The 16,484-nt window shown below is 57.1% G+C and carries 18 protein-coding genes and 1 pseudogene; 12 read left to right on the top strand and 7 right to left on the bottom strand.

What is annotated here, in order from left to right; genetic code table 11:
- Positions 1–192 precede the first annotated feature (192 nt).
- From ftcR to AC1DNI_RS21020, 8 genes are all read left to right on the top strand, one after another.
- On the top strand, positions 193–864 hold the full coding sequence (gene ftcR, locus AC1DNI_RS21055) for a flagellar transcriptional regulator FtcR (RefSeq protein ID WP_027233072.1): 672 nt from the start codon (positions 193–195) through the stop codon (positions 862–864).
- Positions 865–989: 125 nt separating this feature from the next.
- Entirely contained in the window at positions 990–2,252 is a 1,263-nt protein-coding gene (locus AC1DNI_RS21050) for a flagellar hook protein FlgE (protein ID WP_027233071.1), read from the top strand.
- 31 nt (positions 2,253–2,283) lie between these two features.
- Positions 2,284–3,756 carry a flagellar hook-associated protein FlgK gene (flgK, locus tag AC1DNI_RS21045; RefSeq protein WP_477693306.1) on the top strand — a complete coding sequence of 491 codons (1,473 nt, stop codon included), beginning with the start codon at positions 2,284–2,286 and terminating at the stop codon, positions 3,754–3,756.
- A 2-nt stretch (positions 3,757–3,758) separates the two neighbouring features.
- Positions 3,759–4,808 (top strand): flagellar hook-associated family protein, encoded by a 1,050-nt coding sequence (locus AC1DNI_RS21040; protein WP_477693305.1) that lies wholly within the window; start codon positions 3,759–3,761, stop codon positions 4,806–4,808.
- Positions 4,809–4,852: 44 nt separating this feature from the next.
- Positions 4,853–5,197 (top strand): flagellar biosynthesis regulator FlaF, encoded by a 345-nt coding sequence (flaF, locus tag AC1DNI_RS21035; protein ID WP_027233068.1) that lies wholly within the window; start codon positions 4,853–4,855, stop codon positions 5,195–5,197.
- A 2-nt stretch (positions 5,198–5,199) separates the two neighbouring features.
- A complete protein-coding gene (flbT, locus tag AC1DNI_RS21030) occupies positions 5,200–5,640 on the top strand; it encodes a flagellar biosynthesis repressor FlbT (protein WP_477693304.1) in 441 nt (146 codons plus the stop codon).
- Entirely contained in the window at positions 5,637–6,038 is a 402-nt protein-coding gene (gene flgD / locus AC1DNI_RS21025; RefSeq protein WP_113282235.1) for a flagellar hook assembly protein FlgD, read from the top strand. The genes flbT and flgD overlap by 4 nt, the downstream gene beginning before the upstream one ends.
- Positions 6,039–6,040: 2 nt before the next feature.
- On the top strand, positions 6,041–6,310 hold the full coding sequence (locus tag AC1DNI_RS21020; RefSeq protein ID WP_027233065.1) for a flagellar biosynthetic protein FliQ: 270 nt from the start codon (positions 6,041–6,043) through the stop codon (positions 6,308–6,310).
- A 28-nt stretch (positions 6,311–6,338) separates the two neighbouring features.
- Here the strand turns inward: AC1DNI_RS21020 and AC1DNI_RS21015 are convergent, their stop codons facing one another.
- Both AC1DNI_RS21015 and AC1DNI_RS21010 read right to left on the bottom strand, forming a co-directional pair.
- Positions 6,339–7,844 carry a PepSY domain-containing protein gene (locus AC1DNI_RS21015; RefSeq protein WP_477693303.1) on the bottom strand — a complete coding sequence of 502 codons (1,506 nt, stop codon included), beginning with the start codon at positions 7,842–7,844 and terminating at the stop codon, positions 6,339–6,341.
- Positions 7,845–7,956: 112 nt separating this feature from the next.
- Positions 7,957–9,021 carry a PDR/VanB family oxidoreductase gene (locus AC1DNI_RS21010; RefSeq protein ID WP_477693302.1) on the bottom strand — a complete coding sequence of 355 codons (1,065 nt, stop codon included), beginning with the start codon at positions 9,019–9,021 and terminating at the stop codon, positions 7,957–7,959.
- On the opposite strand from AC1DNI_RS21010, the gene ftrA reads away from it, so the two are divergent.
- The 4 genes from ftrA to AC1DNI_RS20990 all read left to right on the top strand — a co-directional run bounded on the left by ftrA (position 8,995) and on the right by AC1DNI_RS20990 (position 13,325).
- The gene (gene ftrA, locus AC1DNI_RS21005; RefSeq protein WP_477693301.1) at positions 8,995–10,008 is read left to right on the top strand and encodes a transcriptional regulator FtrA; all 1,014 of its coding nucleotides are present in this window, start codon (positions 8,995–8,997) and stop codon (positions 10,006–10,008) included. The genes AC1DNI_RS21010 and ftrA overlap by 27 nt on opposite strands.
- A gap of 356 nt (positions 10,009–10,364) precedes the next feature.
- The gene (locus tag AC1DNI_RS21000) at positions 10,365–11,501 is read left to right on the top strand and encodes an ABC transporter substrate-binding protein (RefSeq protein ID WP_477693300.1); all 1,137 of its coding nucleotides are present in this window, start codon (positions 10,365–10,367) and stop codon (positions 11,499–11,501) included.
- Positions 11,502–11,508: 7 nt separating this feature from the next.
- The gene (locus AC1DNI_RS20995) at positions 11,509–12,579 is read left to right on the top strand and encodes a FecCD family ABC transporter permease (protein WP_477693299.1); all 1,071 of its coding nucleotides are present in this window, start codon (positions 11,509–11,511) and stop codon (positions 12,577–12,579) included.
- Positions 12,573–13,325: an ABC transporter ATP-binding protein gene (locus tag AC1DNI_RS20990; protein WP_477693298.1), complete on the top strand. Its 753-nt coding sequence runs from the start codon at positions 12,573–12,575 to the stop codon at positions 13,323–13,325. Before AC1DNI_RS20995 ends, AC1DNI_RS20990 begins: the two co-directional genes overlap by 7 nt.
- Positions 13,326–13,542: 217 nt before the next feature.
- Here AC1DNI_RS20990 and AC1DNI_RS20985 read toward each other — a convergent pair whose 3' ends face one another.
- The 5 genes and pseudogenes from AC1DNI_RS20985 to AC1DNI_RS20965 form a co-directional block, all read right to left on the bottom strand.
- A complete protein-coding gene (locus AC1DNI_RS20985; RefSeq protein WP_477693297.1) occupies positions 13,543–13,926 on the bottom strand; it encodes a hypothetical protein in 384 nt (127 codons plus the stop codon).
- A gap of 78 nt (positions 13,927–14,004) precedes the next feature.
- The gene (locus tag AC1DNI_RS20980) at positions 14,005–14,415 is read right to left on the bottom strand and encodes a MarR family winged helix-turn-helix transcriptional regulator (protein WP_477693296.1); all 411 of its coding nucleotides are present in this window, start codon (positions 14,413–14,415) and stop codon (positions 14,005–14,007) included.
- An 842-nt stretch (positions 14,416–15,257) separates the two neighbouring features.
- Entirely contained in the window at positions 15,258–15,491 is a 234-nt protein-coding gene (locus AC1DNI_RS20975) for a hypothetical protein (RefSeq protein WP_477693295.1), read from the bottom strand.
- A gap of 75 nt (positions 15,492–15,566) precedes the next feature.
- Positions 15,567–16,184 (bottom strand): flavodoxin family protein, encoded by a 618-nt coding sequence (locus AC1DNI_RS20970; RefSeq protein ID WP_477693294.1) that lies wholly within the window; start codon positions 16,182–16,184, stop codon positions 15,567–15,569.
- Between the two features lie 119 nt (positions 16,185–16,303).
- Positions 16,304–16,423: pseudogene (locus tag AC1DNI_RS20965) on the bottom strand (cysteine hydrolase); the annotation flags it as partial.
- Positions 16,424–16,484 lie beyond the last annotated feature (61 nt).

Here is a 16,484-nt window from a genome sequence, read left to right as displayed (position 1 = left end):
GGATTCTTGCGAACCTTGTTCCGACCCAAAAGCGAATCAGAAAACAGGACACAGTCAAGGAAAAATCGTACGCTCGCGACAGTCAGCCCTTCCCTATAAATTGGGGTCTATTTGTTGGGAATTGTCCACGAGTCACCACCACCGCTAGTTGTGTGTTGCTTGGGGCAACTTATTGATTCGAAAGGTGGGGTTGTGATCGTAGTCGTCGACGAACGAAGTTTGGTGACGAGTGGGTATTCTGCGTGGTTCGCCCGCGAGGGCATTACGACAACCGGCTTTGCTCCTGACGATTTTGGCGACTGGGTCGCCACTGTTCAGGAGAACGACATTATGGCGGTCGAAGCATTTCTGCTAGGGGAATGCGCCGATCGGAACAAGTTTCCACACAAAATTCGTGAACGCTGTGCGGCACCGGTTATCGCCGTCAACGAGACACAGTCTCTCGAGCATACACTGGAGCTTTTTCAGGCAGGTGTCGACGACGTCGTCCGCAAGCCGATGCACGTGCGGGAAATCCTGGCGCGCATCAACGCGATCCGCCGCCGTTACGGCAACGGTGATGCCGGCACGCAGATCGGTCCGATCCGGGTCTTTTCGGACGGGCGCGATCCGCAGGTCAATGGCATCGATTTCTCCTTGCCGCGACGCGAGCGCCGTATCCTTGAATACCTGATCGCCAACCGTGGCCGCCGGCTCAACAAGGCGCAGATATTCAGCGCCATCTACGGCATTTTCGACAGCGACGTCGAAGAGAGCGTGGTCGAGAGCCATATCAGCAAATTGCGCAAGAAATTGCGCGAGCAGCTCGGCTACGACCCGATCGATTCGAAACGCTTCCTCGGATACAGCATCAATCTCGACTAGGCGCTGTATCCGCCAGTGGCGGAAGCGCCGAACCCCTTAATCCCAAAGGACTACAAGGCGTCAGCTTCGCGCAAGAATCGCAGGATAACGATCTTGTACGCAAGGTGTGACGCAAGGAGACGGATATGAGCCTCTATGGAATGATGCGAACCGGCATTTCGGGCATGAACGGCCAGGCCAACCGCCTGTCGGCCGTCTCGGACAACATCGCCAATTCCAGTACGACCGGCTACAAGCGGGCAAGCACCGAGTTTTCCTCGCTCGTGCTGCCAAGCTCGGGCGGCGAGTATAATTCGGGTGGCATCGAAACCACGGTCCGCCACCACATTTCCGAAGATGGGTCGCTGCGTTACACGACCTCTTCGACCGACCTCGCCCTGCAGGGGAAGGGTTTTCTCATCGTCAGCAATTCGAGCGGCACGCCGTACCTAACGCGTGCAGGTTCATTCGTCCCGGACCCGCAGGGCAACCTGGTGAATACGGCGGGCTATTACCTGATGGGCTATCCAATCACCAACGGCAACGTGAATCCTGTCGCCAACGGCTACCAGGGTCTCGAAAAAATCAGCATTGCCCAGAACGACCTCATCGCGGATCCAAGTCGGACCGGTATCTTCACCGCCAATCTTCCGGCAGGCGCGGACATCGTAGCAGCTGCCGACCGTCCGCCGGCGAACGCCACCGCCTCGGCCAAGTACACGGCGAAAACGTCGATCCAGACATTCGATAATCTCGGCAATGTCGTGGTCGTCGACCTCTATTTCACCAAGACCGCAGATAATGCCTGGGAAGTCGCGGCCTATGACCATGCCAATGCGGCGGCCTCGGGCGGCTTCCCCTATACGCCGGCAACGCCGCTGACGACCGAGAACTATACGTTCGACGCGGTGACCGGAAAGCTGAACTCCACCGACCAGTCCATCTCGATCAACGTTCCAAATGGCCAGGCGCTCGAGATCGATTTCTCCGCGACGAAGCAGCTTGCAGGCGATTATACGCCCATCCAGGTCAAGGTTGACGGCAACTCTCCGAGCCCGATCGACAATGTGGACATCGGTGCTGACGGCACGGTCATGGCGATCTACAAGAACGGCGCCAAGCGGGCGATCTACAAGATCGCGCTTGCCGATGTCCCAAGTCCCGACAATCTGCTCGTCATGTCCGGCAACGTATTCTCGCCGAGTGCTGACTCGGGAGACATCCAGGTTGGATTCCCCGGCACGGGCAGCTTCGGCAATCTGAATTCGGGTGCGCTCGAACAGTCGACGGCCGATATCGCGCAGGATCTGACCGACATGATCGAGGCCCAGCGCAACTATACGGCGAATTCCAAGGTCTTCCAGACGGGTGCGGACCTGATGGACGTGCTGGTCAATCTAAAAAGGTAGTTGAACAACTCATGGCGATTGGACAAAGGGTATGTCACTAACTTCGGCGCTCAACACCGCTCAAGGTGCGATAACGACCGTTTCGAAGCAGACTGCTTTGGTGTCGCGCAATATTGCCGGCGCCAACGATCCCAATTTCACCCGGCGCATCGGCTCGGTGGTCAGCGGTCCAGGCGGCTTGACATATCTCTCGGTCACCCGTTCCGCCGATGATGCGCTCCTGTCCAAGTATATCGAGAGCAACAGCCAGCTCGGCGCCTCGGACACGCTTCAGGGCGGCCTCGACCGCCTGTCCGGCATCTACTCCGCCAATGACGCATCGGGGTCGCCAAGTGCCCTGCTTGGCGATCTGCGGGATGCCCTGCAGCTCTATGCGAACAAGCCAAGCGATACGACGGTAGGACAGGCCGCGGTCACGAAAGCCGCCGACCTTGCCAATGCCCTGAACCGGGGCAACGACGAAATCCAGAAACTACGGCAGGACGCCGACACCGACATCGCGGACTCCGTCAAGAACCTGAATACGCTGCTTGCTAAGTTCGAAACGGTAAACACCAAGGTGATCAACGGCACGCGTTCCGGCGCTGACGTGTCGGACGCGCTCGACGAACGCGACGGCCTGCTCAAGCAGATTTCCGGCGAAATCGGCATTACGACGCTCGTTCGCGGCGACAACGATATGGTAATCTTTGCCCAGAACGGCGTCTCACTGTTCGAAGGCAAGCCGCGCGACGTCAGCTTCACGCCAACCAGCGCCTTCAGCGCCGGCACGTCGGGCAACCAGGTCTATATCGATGGCGTGCCGCTGACGCACGACACGTTCCAGCAGCCCTATGGCACGGGACGCCTTTCCGGATTGCTGCAGCTACGCGACCAGGTCGCGCCCGATTATCAGAAGCAACTCGACGAGATTGCGCGCAGCCTCGTCAGCATGTTCGCCGAATCCGATCAGAAGACGCCGCCGACGCTGCCGACAGTGCCGGGCCTGTTCACCTATCCCGGAGCACCGGCAATGCCAGCGGATGGCACGATCCTTCCGGGTCTCGCCGGCACCATCAAGGTTTCATCGGCCTATGTCCTGAGCGAAGGCGGCAATCCCGCGCTTCTGCGCGACGGCGGTACGGTGCCGGCCAATCCGGACTACGTCCAGAACCCCGATGGCTCCGCCGGGTTCTCGGTACGTCTCCAGAATTTGATCGGCGCGATCACCTCACCGCGCATTTACGATCCAGCCGCAAACGCCGGCAACAACAAGAGCCTGCTCGACTTCTCCTCTGCCTCCATAAGTTCGCTTGAGGCAAAGCGGCAGTCTGCAACGCAGACCAACGAATACAATGGCATTCTGGCTTCCAGGGCAAGCGATGCCATCTCCAATGCGACCGGCGTCAACATCGACACCGAAATGCAGTCGCTCCTGGATCTCGAGCATTCCTATAGTGCGTCGGCGCGGATCATCTCCACGATCGACTCCATGTTGAAAGAACTCCTTCAGGCGGCGTCATAGATATGAAAACCCAATCCGTTTCCTCCTATATGCTGGCAAATGCGACCCGCAACATTCTGGCAAAAGCCCAATCCGAGCTGATCAAGGCACAGCAGGAGGGAACGACCGGCTTCGTTTTCGACAAGGGGCTGACCCTTGGCAGCCGCACCGGCCAGTCCATCTCACTGCGCAAGGAATATGACCGCCTGTCCGTCCTGACCGACACGAATGGCGTCATCAAGGAGCGAATGACCACATCGCAGAATGCGCTCACCAGCATCATCAAAGGAACGCAAGACCTTCTGAGCACGGTGACGGCAATGTCAGGTGGTGCGGCGGGCAGGGCAGTCGCCGTGGACAAGGCCAAAAACCTGATGCAATCGACGACGGAGCTGCTCAATTCGAGCTTCAATGGCGAGTATATTTTTGCGGGTGTCAACACCGACGTGAAGCCGCTTGCCGATTATGACGCTGCGGGAGGTCCGGCTCGCGCCGCTGTCCTGCAGTCCTTCCAGGACTATTTCGGCTTTCCGACCACGGATCCGCAGACCGCCAATATTACGCCCACCGCCATGAAGGATTATCTCGACACTGCCTTTGCCGGCGAATTCGACGCCGCCTCATGGTCGGCAAACTGGTCGTCGGCCTCCGATACGCTCGTCAAGAGCCGCATTGCACCCACCGAAATCGCCGAAACTTCGGTCAGCGCCAACAGCGCCGGCTTTCGGCAGATGGCGATGGCAATGACCATGGTTGCGGAGCTCGGCAATATCGGTCTCAGCCAGTCCGCCCTTGATGAAGTCGTCGGCAAGGCATCGAAGACGACAACGGACGCCATTACCGCACTCGCCGACACGCAGGCGTTCCTCGGCAATGCGCAGGCCCGCACCAAGGACGCGACTGACCGTCTGGCCGTGCAGCTCAATGTCCTCAACAGCTCCGTACTCGATCTTGAAGCCGTCGATCCGAATGAGGCCGCCACCCGCGTGAATGCGCTTACAACACAGATCCAGGCGTCTTATGCACTGACCGTCAAGATTCAAAGCCTGAGCTTGCTCAACTATCTGAAATAGTGACCAGCGCAATCACTGCGCCAAGCTGGTGAACGGAAACAAACATGTACCAGGCCCGATACGATGACATCATGAGCGACGGCGCCGACAACGCCAGGGAAACCGAGCGTTCGCTGTTTGATCAGTCGATCATGATGCTGGAGGAGGCGCGCGACGAGGGCGGGTACTCGTTCAAGGGCATCGAGGCCGTCCAGTTCACCTCGCGACTGTGGATGCTCGTTCTCGAAGATCTCGGCAGCCCCGCCAACGGATTGCCGCCAGAGCTGCGTGCCTCGCTTATCTCGATCGGCATCTTCATCCTCAAGGAACTCGAGGCGATCCGCCAGGAAACGTCGACCGACTACGACAGCATCATCGAAATCACCCGAACGATACGGGACGGACTCTGATCATGAAGATCTCGCTTCGTGCCGGTGAAAAGATCTATGTCAACGGCGCCGTGCTGCGCGCCGACCGCAAGGTCTCGCTCGAATTCATGAACGACGTGAGTTTCCTGCTTGAAACGCACGTCATGCAGGCCGATGAGACCACGACGCCGCTGCGCCAGCTCTATTTTGCGGCGCAGATCATGCTAATCAACCCGGCAATCAAGGATGAGGCTCATCGCACGTTCAAGCGCATGCTGGCTTCCTTGCTGACGACCTTCGAAAATCAGCGGATGCTCAAGGAGCTCAAGCTCATCGACGAGCTTGTCTTCAACGACCGTGTCTTCGAGGCGCTGAAATCGATCCGGCTGCTATACACCCTGGAAGCACAAATTCTCGCAGGCGAAGTCCCGCCCGTCATTCCATCCCAAACGGACCAGGCCTTGAGGCCGGAGGCACACGCATGACCACTGTTCCGCCCGTCGGCACACAACAGACGAATACGAACAACGACACCGGCAAGACGAACGGTCCGGGTGTCGACTACCAGACATTCCTGAAGCTGCTGGTCGCGCAGATGAAGAACCAGGATCCGACCCAGCCGATGGATGCAACCCAGCAGGTCACGCAGCTCGCCCAGTTCTCCAGTGTCGAACAGGCGGTGCAGACCAACACCAAACTCGACCAGCTTCTGGCCAGTTCCTCGCTGCAGCAGGCCGACGGCATTATCGGCCGGACTGTCACCAGCGCCGATGGCAAGATTAGCGGTGTCGTCGAATCCGTGCGCATCTACAATGACGGCATGATCGCAACACTGAAGGGCGGCGCGACGCTGCCGATCACCGCCGGCATCGTGGTCAGCTGACGATGAACGAAGCCGACGCCCTCGATATCGTCAATCAGGCCATCTGGACCGTGATTGTCGCCTCCGGTCCGGCCGTCGGCGCCGCGATGTTTGCTGGCGTGTGCATCGCGCTGTTTCAGGCGCTGACGCAGATCCAGGAGATCACGCTGACTTTCGTGCCGAAGATCCTGGCGATTCTCGCCGTGCTCGCGCTGACGGCGCCCTTCGTCGGCTCGCAGATCAACACGCTCACTCTGCTCGTCTACTCGCGCATCGAGCACGGATTCTCCTGAAGGGCGCACGCCGTGCTTGGAGGTCTTTCTATCTGGCAAATTTGCGACGCAACCGTCTCCATCCGATCAGAACGCCTGTCACGCTAAAAGCGAACCCGCCAGCGAGAAGCGTCAGCATTAGCGGTTTCCAAATCGCGTTGTTGGAGAGGAACGGAAAATCCAGGGTGTGCAGCCCGTAGAATAGCCAGCGATAGGTTCGTCGGCTGGCGTCAATGACCTCAATGACGCGGCCGGTCACCGGATTGACATAGACGGCTGTGTTGGCGGCGTCGTTTAGAACGATGCGCAGACCGTCTCCACCCACGCCATCGCTCGACCGAAGGTTCGCGTAGACATCGTCGGCTGGGATCGGGGTTGGTCGCTCCGCTGTTTGTCCAGGGTACGCCATGGAAGCGGCCTGCCAGATGACATCATCGGGAAAGGCGTTGGATTGGGCAGCCACCTTACCATCACGAATTGCCGCGATCTTGGGAGCGGCCTCAGGCCCACGGGCAAGCAGGTATGGCTTACCCGCCACAGCAGACACTTCCACCTCGCTGGCCGGAAGAATGGCTCTGATTGTGTCAGGCGATACAGATTCTGCCGCTTGGGTTACCGTCAACCCAACATACGCTTCAGCTTGAGCGTCGGTCATTTCGCCGGTCGAGAAGAGCCTTCCGTGATCCATTGAGAGCCAGCCGCTCAGTATCCACGTGAAGACAAAGGTGGCCATGACCAGCCCCCCGACGTGGTGCCACTTCATCCAACCTCTGTAGGGAGAAATTGCCCCTTGGTTGAATTTGGCGCTTTTGTACGAGCGAACGATACCCAGCCAGATGCCCGCGATTGTCAGGCTGATGCCAACAAGTGACATCCACCAAACGGTTCGGTCCCATGCAACCCAGTTTTGGCGCAGGACCGTTGGGTAAATCCAATGAAGCACAGATCCCAGATAGTTCCAGGATCGCTCGAAGGTTGTCGTACGCTGCATTACCTCACCAGAGCGTTGAGATACGTAGAGGTCTGTCCCCGCCTCATCGGCAAGCGAGACTTTGTAGAATGGGCGATACCTGTCGTACTGATGGTGAACCATCCACTGATCATAGTTCAGCGGGTTCGACACCGTTTTGACCGCCATTCCGGAAAAAGACTGGACAATCGACTTGGCAGCTTCGCTGGAAATGCCTGCCACGACCTCACCAGTTTTAGCCGAAACGATCACTTGTGGACCTTTCGGTGGCTGGATGACGTACATCGCCTGACCATTTACTTCCAATATGCGGAGGCGGGCAGGCGACGTGATGCCAGATGCAGTGATTGCAGATGAAGGAGACAACTCGACTTGGCTGCCGTCGATCATGGAGCCCTTGTTGATACGTGCGCCGTCTCCAAGGAATGGATAGGGAACGTACATCATAACGACGCCGGAGAAAAACCACATCGCAAAGAGCAGACAGAACGCAATTCCAAGCCATCGGTGGAATATGACAATTGGTTTAAGAATATTTATTCTGGGCTTTCTATTAATTTCAGCGCCTTTTTGGTAAGTCGCCATATCTATGTTACCTCTTTATGTTGAATTTGTAGTATTAACTTTTGTTTAATAATTTGGTTTGCTTATATTTTATTGAGTTACGCTATGTAGCGCTCAATATAGAGTGGATGATTTATAAATCCAGTACGAGCATCGGAGTCTTCGACCGCGAGCAACAAGGCAGGAACCGATCGTTTTTTGTCCGTTCTCTCTTCGTTAAATATGTATCTCGATGGTCCGGCTCCCCATCGAGTACGGTTGTCAGGCACGTTCCACACGTGCCCTCCAGGCACGAGAATGGAACATGGACCCCTGCGGCTGTTAGTGCGTCGATCACCTTCTGTCCAGAAGCAACGCGAAGAATCCGATTTGAGCGGGCGAGTTTGACGTCAAAGGAATCTTTCGGCGCTGGCGAATTTGCCGCGACTGCAAAAGACTCTCGATGCTGGTTTGCATCATTCCATCCTGCAGCAGTGGCTGCCGACAGGCATGCCTCGATAAATCCGCTTGGGCCGCATACATAGACATGTTTTTTTGGGTCGGGATCCTGCAGAATTTTTGACAGATCCAACTGGCCAAATGAGGGCTCGGAATCACAATAGACATTCGCGTGCGCAGAAAGTTCAGAATTGGAAAGACGGTCGACAAAGGCGGCGCGTGAACGAGCGCGGATGCAATAGTGCAATTCGAACGAAATACCACTGCGCGCCATAAAACTCGCCATTGAGAGAATTGGCGTCACGCCGATGCCTCCCGCCAGAAGTATTGAATGCTGTGCGCTACAATCCAGCGGAAAATTATTCTTTGGCTCACTTACCTCGAGCTCATCGCCCTCTGAGAGGGCGTGCATAGCCTTTGCTCCTCCGCGTGAGGAAGGCTCCTTAAGCACACCAAGCACATACCGATCTCTTTCGATTGGGTCGTTGCACAGTGAGTAGTGCCGAACCAGGCTGCCAAGATGCACATCGATATGCGAGCCAGGAGCAAAGGTAGGTAGTAGTTGATTACCCGGAAGTGTCAGGTGGAACTCGCAAATGTCCGCTGCGATCTCCAGTTTTCGAGCAACCCTTACCTTCACCGACTCCACTCCGATGGCGATGCCGGGACGGTCCCGGCATTTCAAAGCCTTGAGGGCTGTAGGTAAAATGTGTAAGTGTCCCGCGCTAGTGGCATGAATGCCTATTTGCATCCGGATCATGACAAAATGAAATCGCGACTGACGGAGAGTGCAGGGCTGGTTGCGGTCGTGGTCTATGATGGCCTGAGCCTTTTTGAATATGGCTGTGCAGTCGAGGTTTTTGGCCTTCCGCGACCAGAGATGGGCGATAGCTGGTACCGTTTTGCCACCTGTGCGGGAGAGCCCGGCAGTATTCGCGGTCCTGCGGGCATCCACGTTTCCGCCGACGGCGGAATGGAGCTACTCGCGAACGCCCGAACGATTATTGTCCCCGGCTGGCGCGGGGTTGATGATCCCGTGCCCTCAGATTTGTGCACGGCGTTGAAAAATGCCAGCGAGCGAGGCGCACGCATACTGTCAATCTGCACAGGCGCTTTTGTCTTGGCGGCCGCCGGATTGCTCGACGGCAAGCGCGCCACGACCCATTGGCGGCATGCTGAAACTTTGGCTGCCAGATATCCTCAAATTAAGGTTGAGGCGCAAGTCCTGTACATTGATGCGGGTAATGTATTGACATCCGCGGGTAGCGCGGCAGGGATCGACTTGTGCCTCCATCTGATCCGACGAGATTTTGGACCCCGTGCGGCAAACGATGTTGCGCGTCGGCTGGTGATGCCTCCTCATCGAGAAGGCGGCCAAGCTCAATATATCGAAGACCCGGTTTCGAAGCGACCAAGCTCGACCTTAGCACCACTGATAGACGCAATCAGGGGCGCATTGGATGCAGACTGGACCATAGAAAATATGGCTGCGCAAGTGGCGATGAGTAGCCGCACTTTTCAACGTCACTTTGTTGGCGTGATGGGGGCGCCAGCGGGAGAATGGCTTCTCCTGGAACGGATACGGCGGGCCAAGCAACTACTGGAAGAAACCGACTTATACGTAGATGAAGTGGCATTCATGGTGGGTTTCGGCGCAGCGGCCACTCTACGCAATCATTTCAAAGCAAAGCTTGGCATCAGCCCAGCTGATTACAGGCGGCTATTTCAAGCTGTGCGCACAGAATGAAAAACAGTCGCGTGGGCGGCCGCAGCTTGCGGCGGTTGCCCGCAGACCCTTTGTCTTCGCATTGGCTACCAGCACGTGGGTCAGAATCGTGACACCATCCCGGCATTTGGGACAAGCGCGCCAATGGCCAACTCGATAGTTCTAGCTCCGCCCGCGCGGAAAGTGCCACTCACAATTGTCATGAGAAGCTCCGCAACCTCTTACACTCAAAATGATATATTGAGGCAGAGCGCGCTTGGCTTAGTATAACTAAAGTATAATCCGTGTTCACATCTATAATTTAACATAGTAAACTTGATTATTAGAGTCAACTTCAATATGGCTGAAAATGTTTTTTGACGTACGGGAGTTTCAGAATGAATTTTTTAAGAATGGCCGCGGCGGCGGCGGCCTTGCTGGCAAGTTTTCTGCCGCTTTCCGCCCAAGCCCAATCCTTCAGCGTCATCGACGTTGCGGGCCGCGAAGTCAGTTTCGACAGGCCGGTTGAGCGCGTCGTCCTCGGGCAGGGCCTGATGATCCATGCCATCGCACCGATCGCAAAAGAAGATCCTTTCGCCAAGATCGTGGCCTGGCGCAACGATTTGTGGAAGACAGACAAGAACAGCTTCGATGCCTACGCTCAGAGATTCCCGAAGATGAGGGAGCTGCCTTTCGTCGGCAATGTGGACAATGGAACGTTGCAAACCGAAACCATCGTCAAGTTGAACCCGGATGTTGTTCTCCTTCCGATCGAATCGAAGCCCCCGGCTGACGAAGCCAAACTTGAGCAGACACTTGCCGGAGTGGGGGCGAAGATCGTCTATCTCGACTTCCGCGCCGACATGATCAAGAATACGGAGCCGAGCCTGAAAATCCTCGGAAAGCTTTATGGCCGTGAGGATCGCGCCGAAGCCGTCGCCGCTTACTGGAAGCAACAGATGGCACGCGTTACCGACAGGCTGAAGGCGGCGAGCCCGGCGAGGCCGAATGTGCTGGTGTATCGCATCGCCGGCCTTACTGGGTGTTGCGCTACCTTCGGCCCGCTCAATTTCGGTCTGATGGTGGAACAGGCAGGCGGGCACAATATCGGCTCAGACTTCGTGCCGGGTCTTTATGGGGAACTCAACCCTGAACAAGTCATCGCCTCCAATCCCGACATCGTGGTGGTGACCGGCACGAACTGGAGTGAGACGGAGGGGGCCAAGGGTTACGTCAATGTCGGTCCCAACGCTGCGCCGACGATCGAGGAGAGCCGCAAGGCGCTCAATGCACTGATGACCGATCCGGCCTTCACCGGCTCCAAGGCTGTCGGCAACGGCGACGTCCACGCGATCTGGCACATGTTCTATACGAGCCCCTACCAGTTCGTCGCCGTGCAGCAGCTGGCCAAGTGGTTCCACCCGGACCTCTTCGCAGATCTCGATCCGGACGCCACTTTCAAGGAGTTCCACGACAAGTTCCTGCCAATCCCTTATCAGCCGGGCTATTGGGTGGATGCCAGGGCGGCACACTAACCCGCATATGGCCAGGATCGCTGCAACCTCGATCGATGCCGAAGCCGGAAGGGCGCGCTATCGCGCCCTCGTTCGGCGAAAGCTCGTCATCCTTTTTGCCATGACGGCAGCGCTGTGCCTGTCATTCGCCGTCGATCTTGCCTGGGGACCGGCGCGCTACAGCCTCGGCGATGTTGTTTCGACACTTTTCAATCCCGATTCCATTTCCCCCCAGTTGCGTGCCGTCGTCTGGAACATACGCATGCCTGTCGCCGCAATGGCGATCATCGCCGGCGCCGCGCTTTCCGTTGCCGGCGCGCAGATGCAAACCATTCTGGCAAACCCGCTCGCCGACCCCTTCACACTCGGCATCTCCGCCGCCGCAAGCTTCGGCGCGGCACTTGCCATCGTCACCGGCGCTTCTATCCTGCCGATCGCAGCCGGCGTTCTGGTGCCGGTCAATGCCTCCATCATGGCGTTGATCGCTACGCTCTTCATCCATTTCATCTCACAGATGCGTGGCGTGACCGTGCAGACCGTGGTGCTGATCGGCATCGCGCTCGTCTTCACCTTCAACGCCTTGCTCGCCTTCCTGCAATATCTCGCCTCGGAACAGGCATTGTCGGCTGTCGTCTTCTGGACGATGGGTAGCCTCACCAAGGCGACGTGGCCGAAGATCTGGACCACGCTTGCCGTGCTCACGATCGCCCTGCCGATGTTCGCGCGCAACGCCTGGGCACTGACTGCGATCAGGCTCGGCGAGGACAAGGCGGCGAGCTTCGGCGTCAACGTCCGCCGTATCCGGCTGGAGACGATGCTGGTCGTCTCACTGCTAGCCTCGGTTCCCGTCAGTTTCGTCGGCACCATCGGCTTTGTCGGCCTTGTGGGGCCGCATATAGCCCGGATCATCCTCGGCGAGGACCAGAGGTTCTTCCTGCCGGGCTCGATCCTCGCCGGTGCGCTGCTCCTGTCACTGTCCTCGATCGTTTCGAAGTCGATCGCACCGGGTGTCGTTTTCCCGATCGGCATCATCACAGCGCTGGTGGGCGTGCCGTTCTTCTTCTCGCTCATCCTGTCGAGCAGGGGCCGTTCATGGTAGCGCTTCGATTGCAAGCGGTCGGCGCCTACCACGGCCGCAGGCTCTTTGTCCAAGACATCACCACCCCGACGTTGAACTCAGGGGAGGTGATAGCGGTGATCGGGCCGAACGCCGCCGGCAAGTCGACGCTCCTCAAGCGGATTCCCGGAATATTGAAGGGGCCGGGAAACGTTATCATCGAGGGCGCGAAGACCGCGAACGCCATCAGCTATATGCCGCAGGATACATCGGCCAATGCGGTGCTGACCGTCTACGAATCCATCTTGCTCGCCCGCAAACAGGGTCAATCATGGGCTGTGGCCGACGAGGACTTGCGCCTCATCGACGAGATCATGAAAGCGCTGAACATTGCACCGATCGCCTTCCACGACCTCGGCGCACTTTCCGGAGGGCAACGCCAACTGGTGTCGATCGCGCAGGCACTCGTTCGCGAACCGGAAATCATCCTTATGGACGAGCCCACCAGCGCGCTCGACCTTCACCGCCAGATCGAAGTGCTCGATTTGATGCGGCGCCAGGCGCGTAGCAAGGGCATGATCATTCTGATTGCCATCCATGACCTCAACCAGGCCCTGCGCTTTGCGGACACGGTAATGGTGATCGAGAATGGTCGGATGCGCGCCTGTGGCAAACCGGACGAGGTGGTTTCGGTCGCCATGCTGCGCGAGGTCTACAAGGTCCATGCCCGGATTGAGAAGTGTTCGATGAACTACGATCACGTTATCGTGGATGGGGCGGCGCACTAGGTCAAATATCGGTTGGACCTGCGCGCAATCAGCGACGACACCACCGTCGCCGAGCCAATCGTGCAGTGTGGTTGAAGGACATTTTAACTTTGCCGCTACACACAATTGCGGCATAAGACCAATTATGGAACTACGCTATTGGGGCGGCCATGGGATACGCAAACAGCATGGCCCCCCACTTCGTCCTCTCGCATGGCTCCGAGCTAACTGCCACGTCCTAATTTACCAGGTCCGAGTTGGTCTCTACTTCAATGCGATCGGCAACGCGCCGGATAAGCAGCGTAGACTGCGGCTTACCTAATTCTGCGGGGACTGAGATGGATTGGGACTGACCGGGCAACAGCACTGCGGAGAACCGGGCGACAGCGCGACTTTCCGTATGAGTGTTGTCCGCACCGTTCGTGCCGACCGTCGTCACCACATGCCAACCGTCTGGCTGCTTAACCCAATAGGTGACTGCGGATGCATCTGCGCCGAGCACCGTGGAAATCCCCTGCCCTTCAGTTGCGATCTTTGGTTCGGCGGCCTGAGCCAACGAGCCGGCGACTGTAATGCCGTACAGAAGGCCGACGGCAGTGGCGATTCTAAAATACCTAGTCATTTTCGTTTTCCTCATAAGTTGTCTTTTTGTGTGCATATACACACTTTTTGACACGCAAACTTGTTATTGTGTCTGATCCTAAGTGTTGCGTGTCAACTCTAGAAAATCATGCCGCCATTGCGCGGCTTTTTCGGGCCCTACCTGCGCCTCGAATTCCTGCTGGGCTTTTTGCCATAGTGGCAAAGCTGCCTGCACCTTGTTGTGTCCGGCCTCGGTCAGCGACAGCACTAACTTTCGGGTCTCCTGTGCGGCCCGTTCCGTTTTCAACCATCCATCCCTTTCCATCGGCTTGATGGCGCGTACCAGCGAGGTTCGTTCCATCACCATCGCAAGCGCAAGTTCGCTCATCGTCATGCCCGGCGCTTCCGAGAGCAGCACCAGTATTCCGAACTGCGTGTTGGTCACTTGGGCAGCCGAAAGGTGGCGGTCGTAAAGCCGGGTTATGTACCTGGAAGCCTGCCGGGTTGCGAAGCTGTTGCAGGCAGCCATTGATGATCTTGCACTCATACACGAGCCATATATGTGTATATGCACTTTGTCAATATTTTTTTATGCGAAGAGCTTTTTTGCAGAAGGATCAATACTATTCTTTCGGCAGGAGCGACCCTGATCACAACCTGTTTTTGACGCTTCAGCGACTGCGTGGGCACAGATTGCCCGATCGTGGTGCATGAATTCAGAGCTTTCTACGCTACCCCAACCTGGCAGAAATGTCTCGTTGATGGGACTAGTTGGGATTTCGTCCAGCCGATCACTGACTGAGGCCAAGCAGGCGAAACCCGCCGAAGTTTCAACGACGGGCGTCGTTCAATAAGTTCGCCTATTAGGGCAATCTTTTGGTGGCTGGCCGGTTGTGGATTGCGTTCCTGACGCAGTCCCGGAGGAGTCCGGGCAGTCGAGGGCGCCACTGCCGGCAGGCTTGTCACTCGCCGAGCCGGAGCCTGTGTTCGGGCTTGCAGTGCCAGATGAGTCGGGTGTTCCTGTGTTGCCTGAAGCCCCACCTGATTTATTGGAGTTGGAGTTGGAGCCCCCAGAACTGTCCGACGATCCGGTGTTGCCGGATGCACCACCCGAAGTATTACCACTGCCCGAATTTTGAGCGACAGCGGCGCTGGCCAAGGCCAGGCTGAAGAATGCAACTAAGATAGATTTGGTCATGTCTCGGTCTCCTTTTCGCAGATTGATACTCGGAGCTAACAAACGGTCTGAGGTAAGGTTCCGAGTCTTATTTTCTCATGCGAAAGTATGGGGCCGACAAGTGGTCATTGTTGTAAGTGCTGTCGAAGCTCTAGGTACAATAACTTGCGGAGAGCCGCAGCGGCCTCGCGCAACTATTTGCTGGCGCGCACATAGACGAATGGAATCTCGTTCTGTTCGGCCCAAGCCAGTGACGCGGTGACGGCTTCATCGAGCGTATCAAATGGTTCCGGCTGGAAGTAGGCGGGCCCGTCGATCGCGGATAACGATCCATCCGCAACGAACTTCCCGTCAACCTTCTCGATCAGGACCCAATCTTCCTTCTCGGGCGGTTTCGACGCGCCATCGATATCCTTGATCTGGGTCATGGCTTCCTCCGTCGATTGCTCAATTCAAATTTCAGAATTCCACTCCGGTATGCATGGATTCTGCCGGGCGATGTATTACGCCTCCTCGCCGGGATACTGAGACCGTTTCAGCACTCCGGCGAGATGAGCGGTGTTTCGGGCGAGCATTGAGATCATTGTCTCGACTTCTTCCGGGATTTCTTCGAGGTCAATGAAATTCGTTGAGCCCATCGCTTCCCCGACCCAATATGCCACTGCATTGGCAGGAATTGTGAAGCCGACATCGTTGAGGGCCTGAAATACCTCGGCCGAGACATGATGAGCGCCATCTTCGTTGCCAACAATGGCGACAGCCGCCACTTTTCCATACGACACCATCCTCCCCCGATCATCGGTCTCCTCTAAAAAAGCATCCATCCGTTCGAGGGCCCGCTTGCAGATGCTCGAGGGCTGTCCCAGCCAGATCGGTGTGCCGATCAGCAGGATATCGGCCTCAAGAACCATCTCCCTGATTTTCGGCCATGCATCACCCTCGCCTTCATCCGATGCCACGCCCGGCTTGATGTCATGATCCGCCAGCCGGATCATCTCCATTTCAACCCCGTGTTTTTTGAACTCCTCCGCGATGAGTTGCAGCAGTCTGCCTGTCGAGGACGGCTCCGAAGCAGCGGAAGACTTCAGTGTACTGTTAAAAGCCAAAGCTTTCAGGGTCATGAATATTCCTTTCAATTGACTGTTCACAGAACGCTGCATTGGAAAAGTCGGTCCGAGAGGCCTCGTAGGCAGCCGAGAATTCTCCCGGATAAGGTCTGAAAGGCCCACGAGTTCCTCGACGACAAAAATTCTTCGGTCTTTATCAGAGCGCGCTGAACCGAGCAGTGATCGCCCAGCAATTTGACTGGAGCATCGTGGGTATCGTCGGCGCCGCTGCAGAGAGCGTGGCTTAGCACGATTGGCGGCTCCAAAAATCGGCGCGAAGTCCCGCCGCTCGTTCTTTAGCCGCCTTGTTCGGCG

The organism is Phyllobacterium sp. 01N428, from assembly GCF_056399405.1.
The sequence above is the reverse complement of the archived record's forward strand: the minus strand, read 5'-3'. Positions and strand labels throughout refer to the sequence as shown.

What these genes read in the sequence shown, in the direction of transcription:
- AC1DNI_RS21050 (WP_027233071.1), top strand. Translation starts at nt 990, where the DNA reads ATGAGCCTCTATGGAATGATGCGAACCGGCATTTCGGGCATGAACGGC.
- flgK (WP_477693306.1), top strand. Translation starts at nt 2,284, where the DNA reads ATGTCACTAACTTCGGCGCTCAACACCGCTCAAGGTGCGATAACGACC.
- AC1DNI_RS21040 (WP_477693305.1), top strand. Translation starts at nt 3,759, where the DNA reads ATGAAAACCCAATCCGTTTCCTCCTATATGCTGGCAAATGCGACCCGC.
- flaF (WP_027233068.1), top strand. Translation starts at nt 4,853, where the DNA reads ATGTACCAGGCCCGATACGATGACATCATGAGCGACGGCGCCGACAAC.
- flbT (WP_477693304.1), top strand. Translation starts at nt 5,200, where the DNA reads ATGAAGATCTCGCTTCGTGCCGGTGAAAAGATCTATGTCAACGGCGCC.
- flgD (WP_113282235.1), top strand. Translation starts at nt 5,637, where the DNA reads ATGACCACTGTTCCGCCCGTCGGCACACAACAGACGAATACGAACAAC.
- AC1DNI_RS21020 (WP_027233065.1), top strand. Translation starts at nt 6,041, where the DNA reads ATGAACGAAGCCGACGCCCTCGATATCGTCAATCAGGCCATCTGGACC.
- AC1DNI_RS21015 (WP_477693303.1), bottom strand. Translation starts at nt 7,844, where the DNA reads ATGGCGACTTACCAAAAAGGCGCTGAAATTAATAGAAAGCCCAGAATA.
- ftrA (WP_477693301.1), top strand. Translation starts at nt 8,995, where the DNA reads ATGAATGCCTATTTGCATCCGGATCATGACAAAATGAAATCGCGACTG.
- AC1DNI_RS21010 (WP_477693302.1), bottom strand. Translation starts at nt 9,021, where the DNA reads ATGATCCGGATGCAAATAGGCATTCATGCCACTAGCGCGGGACACTTA.
- AC1DNI_RS21000 (WP_477693300.1), top strand. Translation starts at nt 10,365, where the DNA reads ATGAATTTTTTAAGAATGGCCGCGGCGGCGGCGGCCTTGCTGGCAAGT.
- AC1DNI_RS20995 (WP_477693299.1), top strand. Translation starts at nt 11,509, where the DNA reads ATGGCCAGGATCGCTGCAACCTCGATCGATGCCGAAGCCGGAAGGGCG.
- AC1DNI_RS20990 (WP_477693298.1), top strand. Translation starts at nt 12,573, where the DNA reads ATGGTAGCGCTTCGATTGCAAGCGGTCGGCGCCTACCACGGCCGCAGG.
- AC1DNI_RS20985 (WP_477693297.1), bottom strand. Translation starts at nt 13,926, where the DNA reads ATGACTAGGTATTTTAGAATCGCCACTGCCGTCGGCCTTCTGTACGGC.
- AC1DNI_RS20980 (WP_477693296.1), bottom strand. Translation starts at nt 14,415, where the DNA reads ATGGCTGCCTGCAACAGCTTCGCAACCCGGCAGGCTTCCAGGTACATA.
- AC1DNI_RS20975 (WP_477693295.1), bottom strand. Translation starts at nt 15,491, where the DNA reads ATGACCCAGATCAAGGATATCGATGGCGCGTCGAAACCGCCCGAGAAG.
- AC1DNI_RS20970 (WP_477693294.1), bottom strand. Translation starts at nt 16,184, where the DNA reads ATGACCCTGAAAGCTTTGGCTTTTAACAGTACACTGAAGTCTTCCGCT.